Origin of the sequence: Sellimonas catena (assembly GCF_027924685.1) — a bacterium.
GTDB classification, from domain to species: Bacteria; Bacillota; Clostridia; order Lachnospirales; family Lachnospiraceae; genus Sellimonas; species Sellimonas catena.
This window is the reverse complement of sequence record NZ_BSBO01000006.1, coordinates 1-13166: the sequence shown is the minus strand read 5'-3', so window position 1 is coordinate 13166 and position 13166 is coordinate 1. Positions and strand designations below refer to the sequence as shown.

The 13166-nt window shown below is 47.9% G+C and carries 12 protein-coding genes; 11 read left to right on the top strand and 1 reads right to left on the bottom strand.

Annotation, left to right across the window (positions count from 1 at the left end):
• Positions 1–21 precede the first annotated feature (21 nt).
• The 9 genes from malQ to Selli1_RS03990 all read left to right on the top strand — a co-directional run bounded on the left by malQ (position 22) and on the right by Selli1_RS03990 (position 10083).
• On the top strand, positions 22–1476 hold the full coding sequence (gene malQ / locus Selli1_RS04030; protein WP_281872370.1) for a 4-alpha-glucanotransferase: 1455 nt from the start codon (positions 22–24) through the stop codon (positions 1474–1476).
• Positions 1477–1482: 6 nt separating this feature from the next.
• Positions 1483–3243, top strand: a complete 1761-nt coding sequence (locus Selli1_RS04025) for a glycoside hydrolase family 13 protein (RefSeq protein ID WP_281872369.1) — start codon at positions 1483–1485, stop codon at positions 3241–3243.
• A gap of 373 nt (positions 3244–3616) precedes the next feature.
• The gene (locus tag Selli1_RS04020) at positions 3617–4693 is read left to right on the top strand and encodes an Rpn family recombination-promoting nuclease/putative transposase (RefSeq protein ID WP_281872368.1); all 1077 of its coding nucleotides are present in this window, start codon (positions 3617–3619) and stop codon (positions 4691–4693) included.
• A 57-nt stretch (positions 4694–4750) separates the two neighbouring features.
• Positions 4751–5425, top strand: a complete 675-nt coding sequence (locus Selli1_RS04015) for a response regulator transcription factor (protein ID WP_281872367.1) — start codon at positions 4751–4753, stop codon at positions 5423–5425.
• Entirely contained in the window at positions 5413–6603 is a 1191-nt protein-coding gene (locus tag Selli1_RS04010; protein ID WP_281872366.1) for a HAMP domain-containing sensor histidine kinase, read from the top strand. The genes Selli1_RS04015 and Selli1_RS04010 overlap by 13 nt, the downstream gene beginning before the upstream one ends.
• A gap of 112 nt (positions 6604–6715) precedes the next feature.
• Positions 6716–7798, top strand: a complete 1083-nt coding sequence (locus Selli1_RS04005) for an ABC transporter permease subunit (protein ID WP_281872365.1) — start codon at positions 6716–6718, stop codon at positions 7796–7798.
• Positions 7795–8451: a hypothetical protein gene (locus tag Selli1_RS04000; protein ID WP_191437022.1), complete on the top strand. Its 657-nt coding sequence runs from the start codon at positions 7795–7797 to the stop codon at positions 8449–8451. Before Selli1_RS04005 ends, Selli1_RS04000 begins: the two co-directional genes overlap by 4 nt.
• Entirely contained in the window at positions 8448–9329 is an 882-nt protein-coding gene (locus Selli1_RS03995; protein WP_191437021.1) for an ABC transporter ATP-binding protein, read from the top strand. The genes Selli1_RS04000 and Selli1_RS03995 overlap by 4 nt, the downstream gene beginning before the upstream one ends.
• A 76-nt stretch (positions 9330–9405) precedes the next feature.
• Entirely contained in the window at positions 9406–10083 is a 678-nt protein-coding gene (locus Selli1_RS03990) for a hypothetical protein (protein WP_191437020.1), read from the top strand.
• A gap of 86 nt (positions 10084–10169) precedes the next feature.
• Here Selli1_RS03990 and Selli1_RS03985 read toward each other — a convergent pair whose 3' ends face one another.
• Positions 10170–11051, bottom strand: coding sequence for a YitT family protein (locus tag Selli1_RS03985; RefSeq protein ID WP_118636471.1), 882 nt, complete (start codon positions 11049–11051; stop codon positions 10170–10172).
• Positions 11052–11252: 201 nt separating this feature from the next.
• On the opposite strand from Selli1_RS03985, the gene eno reads away from it, so the two are divergent.
• Together eno and secG are read left to right on the top strand one after the other, a co-directional pair.
• Positions 11253–12557 carry a phosphopyruvate hydratase gene (gene eno / locus Selli1_RS03980; RefSeq protein WP_281872363.1) on the top strand — a complete coding sequence of 435 codons (1305 nt, stop codon included), beginning with the start codon at positions 11253–11255 and terminating at the stop codon, positions 12555–12557.
• Positions 12558–12670: 113 nt separating this feature from the next.
• Positions 12671–12913 carry a preprotein translocase subunit SecG gene (gene secG, locus Selli1_RS03975; protein ID WP_087168079.1) on the top strand — a complete coding sequence of 81 codons (243 nt, stop codon included), beginning with the start codon at positions 12671–12673 and terminating at the stop codon, positions 12911–12913.
• The last annotated feature ends 253 nt before the right edge of the window (positions 12914–13166 follow it).

Sequence of the window (13166 nt, the reverse complement as noted above, 5' to 3'; positions counted from 1 at the left end):
TGGTATGAAAGGGGATCAATCATGAGAGAAACAGGAATATTGATGCCGGTATCCGCACTCCCGTCCCGTACGGGAGTGGGGGAACTGGGTGCATACGCATATGAGTTTGTCGATGCCCTGAAGGAAAACGGTGTGAAGATCTGGCAGATTCTTCCGCTCAATCCGGTGGGATACGGGAACTCTCCGTATCAGCCGTATTCCTCCTGCGCAGGAGACGAGCTTTACATCAGTCTGGACCTGCTTTATGAGGGGGGGCTGTTGAAAGAGAAAGTGCCTTCCTTCCGGGAAAACGCAAAAACCGTTGACTATGATGCAGTCCGGGCATTCAAAGAGCCGTATCTGAAAGAAGCGTTCGCCAATTTTCAGGAGACGGAAGAGTACCGGGAATTTACAAGACAGACGTGGGTGTACGAATACGCGGTATTCCGTGCCCTGAAAAAGGCAAACGGCAATGCCTGCTGGAATGAATGGAAAGCAGAAGACAAAGCCTGGCCGGAAGTGCCTGCACCGCTCGCAAAGGAGCAGGAAGACGAGGCGGCCTATCAGATGTTCCTTCAGTATGAATTTTTCACTCAGTGGATGGCAGTGAAAAAGCATGCCAACGAAAACGGCATCCAGATCATGGGAGATGTGCCGTTCTATGTGGGTGTGGACTCGGTAGATGTCTGGGGCGGAAAGGATAACTTCCTTCTGGACACAGACGGACGGCCGATCTTCATCGCCGGAGTACCGCCTGATTATTTCAGCGCTGCCGGACAGCGGTGGGGCAACCCGATCTATAACTGGGACTATATGAAGGAGCATGGATATCAGTTCTGGACCGACCGGATCGGATACAACCAGAAGCTGTTTGACATCATCCGGATTGACCATTTCCGGGCGTTTGACACTTTCTGGAAGATTCCGGCAGAGTGTCCGACAGCCATTGAAGGAGAATGGATCGAAGCTCCGGGATACGAAGTCATCGACACACTGAAAGCAAAGATTGACGGACTCAATCTGGTGGCTGAAGACCTTGGGGAACTCCGCCCGGAAGTACTGGAATTAAAAGACCATTATCATTTGAAAGGGATGAAAATCCTTGTCTTTTCCATCGAAACAGGTGGAAAATATGCCTACGACAGTTTCCACGATGTGGAAAACATGATCATTTATACCGGAACCCACGACAACGATACGCTGATGCAGTGGTATGAGGGATTAAGCGTGGCAGCAAAAAGAAAGGTACGCCGCTTCCTCAAACGTCAGGGCATCAAACAGGGCTCCGTGAAAGGCCGGCTCCTTACCTATACATTCCGGAGCAGGGCAGAGTACGCGATCATTCCAATGGCGGACATTCTGGGCCTTGGAGAAGAAGGGCATATCAATACGCCGGGAACAGTCGGCTCTCCGAACTGGGAATGGAGAATTACGGATTTTACACAGGCAAAGAAGGAACTGAAACACTACCGGAAAACAATGACAGAAAGGGCCTGATGACAGATGGATTTTACAGGAGTTTACCATAGAACAACCGAGCAGATGAGCTACTCGTTAAATGAATCGGAACTGATTGTCAATCTGAAGACAGGATATGATGTGAAGCGGGTGTTCCTCTATTATGGAGATCCCTTTGAAGCGGGAATTCTTGGAGGAAACGAAAAGTGGACCGGAGTCCGGGAAGAGATTGTCTACAAAAAACGGCTGAAACATCAGATCTGGTGGACCACGACTCTCGTACCGAAATACAAGCGCTGCAAGTATTATTTTGAACTGCACACAGATGATGAGGTCTGGTATTATTTTGAAGACGGATTTCTGACAAAAGAGCAGATGGAGATGGACGGCCGGATGCTTCAGTGCTTTACGGTTCCATGGATGAATCCGGCTGATGTGAACCGGACGCCGGACTGGGTAAATGATACGATCTGGTATCAGATTTTCCCGGACCGTTTCTGCAACGGGACGCCGGGAGACGACCGGGAGGGAATTCTTCCGTGGAAAAATGAGGGAGAAGTCAAAAACGAAGAGCGTTACGGCGGAAACCTGGAAGGAATCCGTCAGAAACTTCCTTATCTGAAAGAACTTGGCATTACCGGAATTTATCTGAATCCGATTATGGAGGCAGACTCCAACCATAAATACGATACAAAAGATTATACAAAAATTGATCCGCAGTTCGGAGACTCCGAGACGATGAAACGCCTGGTAGCAGAGGCGCACGAACATGGAATCCGTGTGATGGTGGACGCAGTCTTTAATCATTGTGGAAAAGACTTTGCGCCATGGCTGGACGTGAAGAAAAACGGGAAAGATTCCGCCTACGCAGACTGGTTCATGGTCAACGACTGGACGATGCTGAACAAAGAAGCAAGTACGAGAGACGGGCGGTATTATTCCTTCGCCTTTGCGGACAAGATGCCGAAACTCAATACGAACAGCGAGTCCGTGATCCGATATTTCCAGGATGTCTGCGAAAGCTGGATCCGGGACTATGATATTGACGGCATCCGTTTTGATGTGGGAAATGAAGTGTCCCACCGGTTCCTGAAACGGATCCGGGATCATGTGAAAGCCATCAAACCGGACATCTATCTTCTGGGAGAGATCTGGCACGACGCCAGCCAGTGGCTGATGGGGGACGAATACGACTCCGTCATGAACTATCCGCTCATGAGCGGTATCCACGATTTCTTTATTGATCCGACGATGAAAAAGGAAGATTTCGAGTACATGATCAACCACTGCTACACGATGTACATGCAGCAGTCCAACAATGTACTGTTCAATCTTCTGGATTCCCACGATACGGAGCGTCTTATGAACCGCTTCCACGATCTGGACCTGTTCTACCAGCAGCTGGCGATTCTCTTTACCATGCCGGGAAGTCCGTGCATCTATTACGGCACGGAAATCGCCATGGAAGGAAGTTTCGATCCGGACTGCCGCAGATGTATGCCGTGGGATCAGATTCAGACCGAAGAAAACCAGCAGAAGATTCATGAAATCCAGAAGCTGATTCATCTTAGGAAGACGGAACCGGCGCTGCGAAGTTTGTATTTCCACTTCCCGGAAGCATATGACGAGCCGCGTCTGGTACAGTATATTAAACTTGATCAGGAGCAGAATAAGACCGAAATCCTTCTGAACTGCACGGAAGAACCGGTGACAGTGAAAGGAGAAGGAGAGATCCTGTTCCAGAGACAATATCAGGATGGACGCCTGGAACCGAAAGGAGTACTGATTCGGAGAATCGGGCGGTAAGAAAATGTCAGTAGCCGGACAATATTTTACTGTAATATCAGGGGAGGTAGTGACTCGTATGAGCCATTACCTCCCTGAATTTATGTCAAAGGTTAATAAAGGTTAGAAAAAATTTATCCTTATATTCCTTGATTCAGCAGATTGTTCGTGTTATCCTTTACTCATCGGAAAAGCTCTCTGCTTTTTCATTTTCAAGGCGTTCGCCGTTTTATCCAAGTATTTGACAAGGGAATTATGAGGGCAGCTTTCTGTCTGGAAAATATGTTTTCTTTGGGACGTCTCTTTTCTGGTACCCGGAAATATGGTAGACTACAAGAAACAGAAACAGTTTTCTTATGTCAGAGGCATTGCCGTCACAGAAAGGAGACTGTTTATGGAACGAAACAAAATGGCAAATCGAACTACCGCTGCAATTTCAGAAGAAGAATTTATTATGAAGCCTTACATCGACTGGTGTTTCAAAGAACTGATGCGGAATCCGAATACAAGGAGAGGCTTCATCGCTGAATTGTTGGAGCTTTCACCTGAGCAGATCGGGAATACTATTATTCTGGAAAATGAACTTCCCAAACGGTCGGAGGAGGAAAAGAAGGGAGTGCTGGATGTTCATGTTCTTCTGGAAAACGGCACTCAGCTTGATATTGAGATGCAGGTTGTATATATGGAATACTGGGACGACAGGAGTCTGTTTTATCTGTGCAAGATGTTTTCCAGCCAGCTTTGCAAAGGTGAGGAATATGATCGGCTTCAGAAATGTGTACATGTCAGTGTTTTGAATTTCACCTACTATAAGAAGGATGACATCTGCTACCGTAAGGCACAGGTTTATGATAAAGCGACCGGAGAACTGTACAGCGATAAGCTGGAACTTCAGATTCTGGAACTTCCCAAGATTCCAGAGGAGTATCACCATCCAGATGGCATCATTGCATGGATGAAATTCTTCCGCGGCGGTAAAAAGGAGGATTTAAAAGAGATGGCAAAGGGAAATACCTATCTGGAAGAAGCCTATGAAGATCTGATGGAAATGAGCCAGGATGAAGAGAAACGCCGAGCATATGAGGCAAGGGAACGTGCACTTCGCGATCAGCTGTCTCTGCAAAGACAGGCTGAACGGGCTTTTCAGCGGATGACAAATGCACAGGAAAAGCTGGAAGAGATTCAGGGGAAGCTGGATGAGACGCAGGGGAAGCTGGATGAGACACAGGGGAAGCTGGATGAGACACAGGGAAAGCTGGATGTAGCTCAGGATAATCTGACTGATATGCAGGAGCGTTTTTCGGAAAGTCAAAAGCAGCTTGAGAAAGCCAGGGCCGAAAAAGATGCCGCACATGATCAGGGGAGGAAAGATGCCGTGATAGAGTTATATCAGAAAGGTTTTCTGAATCTGGAGCAGGCGGCATCCGAATATGGGATATCGATCGAAGATTTTCGAAAACTGCTGGTTTAACAGATGAATGATCATCTCGGCAATGTTTTATCGTAAAGAAAGGATGGTATTCGTCGGATGAGCTACAAAATTCTTCTGGTGGATGATGACCAGGATCTGGTAGAGATGCTGTGCCGGTATTTCCGGCTGAAGGGATATGAAATGCTGACAGCGGTCAATGGGATGGACGCAGTGAAGAAGTCTGGAGAGGGACCGGATCTCATTCTTCTGGATATCAATATGCCGGGAATGGACGGGCTGGAGGTGTGCCGGAGAATCCGGGATCAGGTGTCCTGTCCGATTTTATTTCTGACCGCACGGGTCGAAGAGCAGGACCGGGTGAACGGGCTGATGATGGGCGGAGATGATTATATTGTAAAACCGTTCAGCCTGAAGGAACTGGAGGCGAGAGTGCTGGCTCATCTGCGGCGGGAGGAACGGCATCAGCAGAAAACGCAGTACCGATTTGGAAACGGAATGATGGTGGACTATACAGCAAAGACAGCCTCCTTTGACGGGCAGGTGCTGGATCTGACGAAGACGGAATTTGGGATTCTGGAGTTTTTGTCCATGCATCCGGGACAGGTATTTGACAAAGAACGGATTTATGAACATGTCTGCGGCTATGATGGACAGGGCGACAGCCGGGGCATCACAGAGCTGGTACGGAGAATCCGTGGGAAAATAGGGCAGTATACAAAGGAAGACCCGATTGAAACAGTATGGGGAGTGGGCTATCGATGGAAAAAATAAGAAATCTTTCCCTGAGGAAAAGTATTATTGTCTACATGCTGACAGGAATTGTCATCGGATTTATTCTTGGAGCATTCATCGTCCTGGAAGCAGAACGGGCGCAGGAACAGATCTGGTGGAAATATGTGGATCAGGATCGGTTTATCGAAGAAATGCAGAACCGGAATCCAGATGCCTTCGATGTGACGATTCCGCGGGTCAGCAATGAGGATATGAGCCGGACGGATGCAAGGCTTTCCGAACTGTGCGACTTTTTGACTACATACGGGATTCTTGTTCTATGTGCGGCAGGGATTGTTGTGTCCACCTTTTTGTTTTACCGGAATAAGATTCGAAGGCCCCTTCTGGAGCTGAATCTGGCTGCAAAGAAGATTGCGGACAATGACCTGGATTTTGAGATCGGATATCAGAGTAAGGACGAACTGGGCGTACTCTGCAGGGAGTTTGACCACATGAAAGAGGAACTGGCTCAGAACAACCAGAAGATGTGGCGGATGGTGGAAGATGAGCAGGTATTGCGCTCTGCCATTGCACACGATCTGCGGACGCCTCTGACTGTGCTCAAAGGGTATCAGGAAATGATGATGGAGTTTATCCCGGAAGAAAAGCTGGACCGGGAAGCGCTTCTGGATATGCTGAAAGAAAGCATGGGACAGGTGGAACGGCTGGAGCGGTTTCTGGACCGGATGCGGGTCTTCTCCGCATTGGAACGGGAGCCGATTTCCTGCATGGACACGACGGCTGCTGAGATTGCAGAACAGATCGAAAAGACCGGAGAGATGCTGGCAGAAGCTTCCGGAAAGCAGTTTGAAATCTTTGCGGGAGGAGAGGGAGAAAAACTTACGCTGGATCGTGACCTGATTCTGGAAGTAGCGGAAAACCTGATTACCAACGCATTGCGTTATGCAGCGTCAAAGGTATCGGTGGTCGTCTGCCGGGAAGCCGACCAGCTGGTATTGGAAGTAAAAGATGATGGAACAGGATTTACCATCAGTGAAGAAGAAGCAAAACAGGCATTCACTTCGTCCAATCCAAGGGATGATCTGAAACATTTCGGACTTGGAATGTATATCAGCGAAGTGTTCTGTAAGAAACACGGAGGACACCTGGAAGTGGAAAACCAGAGAGACGGGGCGTGTGTACGGGCGTATTTCCGTTCGTGCACGGATGAAAAATGATAATCCTGCTGTAAAAAATGCAGCAGGAATTTTTTTGTCTTTTTTTCCGTTGTCTTTTCATTGTGAATCTCCTGATACGATAGGAATATCAAAAAAGGAAGAGGGGATGAACATGAAAGCAGTAATGAAACGGGAAGTAAAAAACTACCTGAAGAATCCGTTATTCTGGGTCGGGATCGTGGTTGTGATTTTCGGTTTGTTTCAGATTCTGTCTCCATATCTGGAAGTGAAATATTTCCGTACGGAGCAGGAAGTGAAAGAGGCAAAGCCGGAGAACATTGCGGACGCGGATATCATGAACGGATATGTCAAATCCACGAAGGAAGAGCAGTTGGAACTTGCCAAGAAAAAGATGATCAGTATGGTTGTAAAGGAGAACGGTGAGGAGGAACAAGTAGTTCAGAACACACTGGATCAGATCAGTTCTTCAGGAAAGAGTATCGACGAAATGTCCGATGCTATCGGGGAGATTTACGGGTATCCGGGTGGCTACAGCCTGAGATATTATTACGAGGGCTATGAATATCATCAGGGTACCGTAGACGAAATCAACGCTGAATTGAAAGCAAAACTGTCGGAATACAGTTATTCCTGGTACTTCGGAAGAAAATTTGCAGATTTCGGCGGACTGTATCTTACTTTTTTCAGCGCGGTTCTGCTGGCGTTTCTCTTTATCCGGGATACGAGAAGAGACACTTACGAACTGCTTCACACAAAGCCGGTTTCGGCAGGGAGCTATATCTTCGGAAAAGCGGCAGGAGGATTTCTTTCAGTGGGAATTGTCTGGCTGATCCTTGTGATTGTGTTCTTCTTTGTCAGTTTTGCGGCAGGGCTCCGCAATGATCTGCCGGTATCGCTGATCGAATTTCTGATTCCGGCGGTCTGCTATATGCTGCCGAATCTTCTGATGATTGCGAGCGTGTATGTGATCATCGCGCTGATTTTTAAAAATCCGCTTCCGGGAGTACCGCTTCTGTTTTTGTATCTGTTTTATTCCAATATGGGAAGCATCGGGCCGGACGGTGAATTTGGATACTACGGAAGACCTCTTGCCATTCTGGTGCGGTTTCCGGGTGGATTTCTGGATACGGCGCCGCCGCCGATGGCCATGTGGAACCAGATCTTTCTGCTTGTGGCTTCAGCAGCCTTTCTCTTTGGGGCGGCGGTCATCTGGAAAAGGAGGAGAGTGTATTGAAAAAGGAATGGAAAATCTGTATTGCACCCTATAAACTGGCGTACTCCATCCTGTTTCTGCTTCTGTTTGCGCTGGTACGGGGCGTCACGCTGACTTCAGAGATCGGTCCTGCGCTGATGCCGGGAGTGGCCGTTCTGGCATCCGTATTCTGCGCGGAGACCAGTGTGATGGACCGAAACGGGCAGCGGTGGGAAATCATCTGTCTGAAACCGGAAAAGAACCGGATCCGCATGATTTACCGGAGATGGATTATTCAGGCAGTGTATTTGTATGTGACCGCTCTTGCAGCATATTTTACTTTTTACTGGCAGAAGCCTTACCGCATGACAGAGCGTACCTTTGCTTCCGAGTACGGCGGTTACGCAGCGGCACTTGCGGGAACTGTTTTATTCTGGAGTCTGATCTCGGTTGTCATTTCCAATCTGGCAAAGAGCCAGTGGGCGGGGATTGGAGTATCGGTTCTTCTATGGATTACGACCAATTCCACAACAGGAGAGAGACTGTTTGGGCGGTACAACCTGTTTGCCTATTCCTTCTGTGATTCCATGGGAGCCAAATGGAACGAATGGGCATATGGCACACTGATTCAAATTCTGTTGTCCATTGTATTTCTGGTATTGATTTCGATTATAGAAAAGAGGGTGTCAAAATGAGTGTAAACATAAAAAACGTGACAGTAACATTTAAAAACCAGGTTCGGGCGGTAGACCATGTCAATCTGGAAATCCCCCACGGTGTCTATGGGCTGCTCGGGGAAAACGGCGCCGGAAAGACGACGCTGATGCGGGTACTGACGACGGTTCTGACTCCGTCCGATGGTGAGGTGTATCTGGACGGAATCAGGTACGGGACTGGAAAGGACGAAGTCATCAGGCAGAAAATCGGGTATCTGCCGCAGGAGCTCAACCTCTATCCGGGTCTTTCCGTGCAGGACTGCCTGGAATATTTGGGAGAACTTTCCGGTATCCCGAAGGAGGAATGTAAAAAGCGCATCCGCTATTATCTGGAAAAGACAGGGCTTACGAATCACCGGAAAAAGAAAATGCGTCAGCTTTCCGGAGGAATGAAGCGAAGAGTCGGACTCATTCAGGCACTTCTGAATGAACCGGAATTTCTGATTGTGGACGAACCGACAACGGGGCTTGATCCGGAAGAGCGGGTGCGTATCCGTAACCTTCTGGTGGATTTTTCGGAGGGGCGGACCGTTTTGTTTTCCACTCATGTGGTGGAGGACATCGCGGCTACGTGCAGCAAGCTTGCGGTGATGCGGAAAGGTTCATTCCTCTATACAGGTACGGTACAGGCGCTGCTTTCCCGGGCAAAAGGAAAGATCTGGACAGCAAATGTAGCAGACGACACAGAAGCAAAAAGACTGGAAAAGCAGTACCGTACGACTTCCAAGCAGTACACGGAAGAAGGAATGACGGTGAAAATTATCAGCGATGTGAAACCGGATATTGACTGTACACAGCCGAAGATCACACTGGAAGATGCATATCTGTATCTGATGATGGAAAAGAAGAAGCAATGATCCGGCTTGTGAAATGGCGGAGAAACAGGTATACTGTAGGTAGAAGGAAGAGGATGACCGGAAGGGGGGAAGGCGTATGAAAAGACGAATGAAGCGATTACTGGCACTTGGAATAGGAATCCTGATGATTGGAGTGAGCGCCTGTGGCTCCAGGACACCTGCAGATACCGGCGAAGAGCCAAAGACAGAGCAGACTGATCAGGGATCATCCACAAAGGAACAGGAAGAACCGGACGAGACGGATAACGGGGAAACGGAAGAGCAGGAGAAAGAACCGGAGATGGAAGATCCTGAGAATTCAGAGACGGAAAATAACAAGGCGGATCCGGGACAGCCGGAAAACACAGGAACACAGCCGGCGGATCAGAATACGGAAGTAGATGAGGAAGCATTTGGCGAGATGATCCAGTCCCTTTCCCAGTACGAGGAAGGAACAGCAGGAGCAAGTTTGAAGAGGCTGAAAGCAGCTTTCGGTGTGTTGAATTTCTCAGAGCAGTATGAGAGCAGCCAGAAAGAATCATTTACTCAGAAGCTTCAGGCTTATCTGACAGAGAGCGAAGCGATGAGTGCGGAAGATATGAAGCTGAAACTGGAAGGAGTGGATCCGACAGTACAACAGGTCTTTACAGAGGGAATTGCCTCCATGCAGGATCAGCTCTCGGATGCGGGAAATCCGAACCGTTATGATACCTATACACAGGAAAAGTATCAGAATGTGGTCAAAGCTATGGAAGAAGTGCTGAATGAAAAATAATAATCGGTGACGAAAAAATCCCGGAGAACGATGTGAAATCACATGTGTCTCCGGGATTTTATTTTTTACTATATATTTTACTCCTGTTATACGGTGTGGAATCCGCGTCCGATAATCTCGCTGGTGTTGGAGATCAGGATAAATGCGCCCGGCTCGGTTTCCTTGATGAAGTTACGGAGCCGCACTGCCTGCGGACGGTTCAATGCTGTCAGAACAATGTATTTCTTCTGTCCGGAGAAGACACCCTGAGCGGAGTAGACAGTAGCCCCCCGGTGCAGATCCCGGATAATGAAGTTACAGATCGGCTCGGGACTGTCGCAGACAACATTGAAACATTTGGAAAGATTGAAACTTTCGATAAAGTTGTCTGTAATGAGTGACCGAAGAACAAGTCCGAGAATCGAAAACAGACCTGTCTCCATACCAAATACAAATACGCCTGCCACAGCGATTGCCACATCGGAGATCATCAGGACACGTCCGATGTCGTAACCGGTATATTTTTTCAGTATCATCGCCACGATGTCGGTTCCGCCGCTGGATGCGCCCATATTAAAGAGAACTGCCGATCCGAAAGCGGGAACAGCGATGGCAAAAATCAGTTCCAGGACAGGCTGGTTGGTAAGTGGTCCGTCCATCGGGTAAACACGCTCCAGGATAGACAGGAGAAAGGAAAGAAGCATGCTGCAGTAAAATGTTTTTGCTCCAAAGCTTTTTCCCATGATCAGGAATCCCAGAACCAGAAGGACAATGTTGCAGACAAAGTTAAAATCACTGCTGCTGATGGTTCCGGTCTCGGCGACAAGGACCGCAAGACCTGTAATACCGCCGAATGCAAAATTATTTGCAAATTTGAAAAAATAAATACCGCATGCCATGATGGCAGTGGCGGCCGTCATGACCACAAAATCCCGGATTTTGGATTTGGGTTTGATTTTGGATGATGGTTTTGGGATAGAATACTTCATATCCACATGATGTTGACCGTTCATTTTTTCTTCCTCGTTTTCTTTCGTTTTATGAAGAATTTATCTCCAAAATTGTAACCCTCCGGAAAGAAAAAGTCAACGATCCTGAAAGGAAAAGTAAAGGAAATAATATGTAAAGCTTTCTGACGGGTATGCCGGATTTTTTTTGGGAGATACTATGCCTGGAAGGAGGAAAAAACAATGCATCACTGCAACGCAATTCGAGATATATACGCAAGAGAAATCCTCGATTCCAGGGGAAACCCGACGATTGAGACACAGGTACTTCTGGCGGACGGCACGATCGGAACGGCAAGTGTCCCGTCGGGAGCTTCCACCGGGAGATATGAGGCGAAAGAACTTCGGGATAAGGAAAAGCAGGACCGCTACTGCGGCCGTGGCGTGGAGAGGGCTGTGAATCATGTCAATGACCGGATCGCAAGAGAAGTTATTGGAGTCAATGCGCTGGAACAGACGGAACTTGACCATCTGCTGATCCGGCTTGACGGAACGGAAGATAAGAGCAATCTTGGTGCCAATGCCATCCTGAGTGTGTCCATGGCAGCAGCGAAAGCGGCGGCGATGAGTCTGAATCTGCCGCTTTACCGCTATCTTGGTGGTGTGCATACCAGACGGATACCGGTGCCGATGATGAATGTTCTGAACGGCGGAAGACACGCGGACAATATCATTGACTTTCAGGAATTTATGATCATGCCGGCAGGGGCCTGCTGCTTCCGGGAAGGACTTCGGATGTGCACAGAAGTCTATCATATGATTAAGGCGCTTCTGAAGGGAAGAGGATATCATACCGGAGTGGGCGATGAAGGAGGCTTTGCCCCGGACCTTCCGGATACCGGGAGTGTCTGTGACATCCTGATGGAGGCCATTGAGACGGCAGGATACCGGGCAGGAAAAGACATTGTACTCTGTCTGGATGCGGCAGCCTCGGAAATTTATGACAGAGATTTCGGGAAATATGTGTTTGTGGGAGAAAGCAAAGGAAAAGAGAAAAAGGTAGTTCGCACCGCGGAAGAACTCATTGACTACTATGCAGAACTAATCGAAAAATATCCGATTGTATCTATTGAGGACGGTCTGGAAGAAGAGGATTTTCCGGGATGGGAACTGATGAATACAAGACTCGGGCTTCAGACACAGCTGGTAGGTGATGACCTCTTCGTGACCAGTACAAAAAGGCTGCAACGAGGGATTGACTGCCGGGCAGCAAATGCGGTTCTGGTAAAGATCAATCAGATCGGTACACTCACAGAAGCCTTTGATACCATCCGGATGGCCCGGGAGTACGGGTATCGATCCATTGTTTCCCATCGCTCCGGTGAGACGGCGGATACAACGATTGCTGACATTGCGGTGGCTTTTGGAACCGGGCAGATCAAGACCGGGGCTCCATGCCGATCAGAACGGGTGGAAAAATACAACCGCCTTTTGAAAATAGAAGAAGAACTTGGAGATACTGCCATCTACAAGAATCCATTTTCCTGATCAGGAAGATCTCGAAAAGAAAATAAGGGGCGGAAAAGAAGCGAAAAACTGCTTGCGCAAACCGGAAGGATATGGTAGTATTATATATGGTTTATGCGCAGGAGGTGTAGAAGTTGGAAATTTTGAAAATCGTGATCACAATTTTATTTGTAATAGACTGTATTGCTCTTTCAGCAGTTGTATTAATGCAGGAAGGAAAATCAGCCGGTCTGGGAACGATTGCCGGTATGGCGGATACCTACTGGGGACAGAACAGAGGACGTTCCATTGAGGGAACTCTCGTGAAAGTCACAAAGATCCTTGCCGCACTGTTTCTTATCCTTGCTGCAGTATTGAATTTAAAAGTATTTGCTTAATGAAAGAAGATGCAGAACACTCTATTTCAAAAGATAGAGTGTTCTTTTTTTACTTTATAGGAAATTGCGTTTATGGAGCAGTCAAAAAAAAGAACGCATGTTCATCGAACATATGTTAGATAAACATGCGTTTGGGTATGACAATAAGACGTTGGCAGGATCAGAAGATATAGAAACCTTCTTCGCCAAAACCATCGTCAAATGGATCATCTTCATTTAAGAAATAATCCATATCCAGAAGATCATCCTCGCT

Bases quoted from the DNA above. Each gene is read 5' to 3' on its own strand.
- Selli1_RS04025 (WP_281872369.1), top strand. From the start codon at position 1,483: ATGGATTTTACAGGAGTTTACCATAGAACAACCGAGCAGATGAGCTAC.
- Selli1_RS04020 (WP_281872368.1), top strand. From the start codon at position 3,617: ATGGAACGAAACAAAATGGCAAATCGAACTACCGCTGCAATTTCAGAA.
- Selli1_RS03985 (WP_118636471.1), bottom strand. From the start codon at position 11,051: ATGAAGTATTCTATCCCAAAACCATCATCCAAAATCAAACCCAAATCC.
- Selli1_RS03990 (WP_191437020.1), top strand. From the start codon at position 9,406: ATGAAAAGACGAATGAAGCGATTACTGGCACTTGGAATAGGAATCCTG.
- malQ (WP_281872370.1), top strand. From the start codon at position 22: ATGAGAGAAACAGGAATATTGATGCCGGTATCCGCACTCCCGTCCCGT.
- Selli1_RS04015 (WP_281872367.1), top strand. From the start codon at position 4,751: ATGAGCTACAAAATTCTTCTGGTGGATGATGACCAGGATCTGGTAGAG.
- Selli1_RS03995 (WP_191437021.1), top strand. From the start codon at position 8,448: ATGAGTGTAAACATAAAAAACGTGACAGTAACATTTAAAAACCAGGTT.
- Selli1_RS04010 (WP_281872366.1), top strand. From the start codon at position 5,413: ATGGAAAAAATAAGAAATCTTTCCCTGAGGAAAAGTATTATTGTCTAC.
- Selli1_RS04005 (WP_281872365.1), top strand. From the start codon at position 6,716: ATGAAAGCAGTAATGAAACGGGAAGTAAAAAACTACCTGAAGAATCCG.
- eno (WP_281872363.1), top strand. From the start codon at position 11,253: ATGCATCACTGCAACGCAATTCGAGATATATACGCAAGAGAAATCCTC.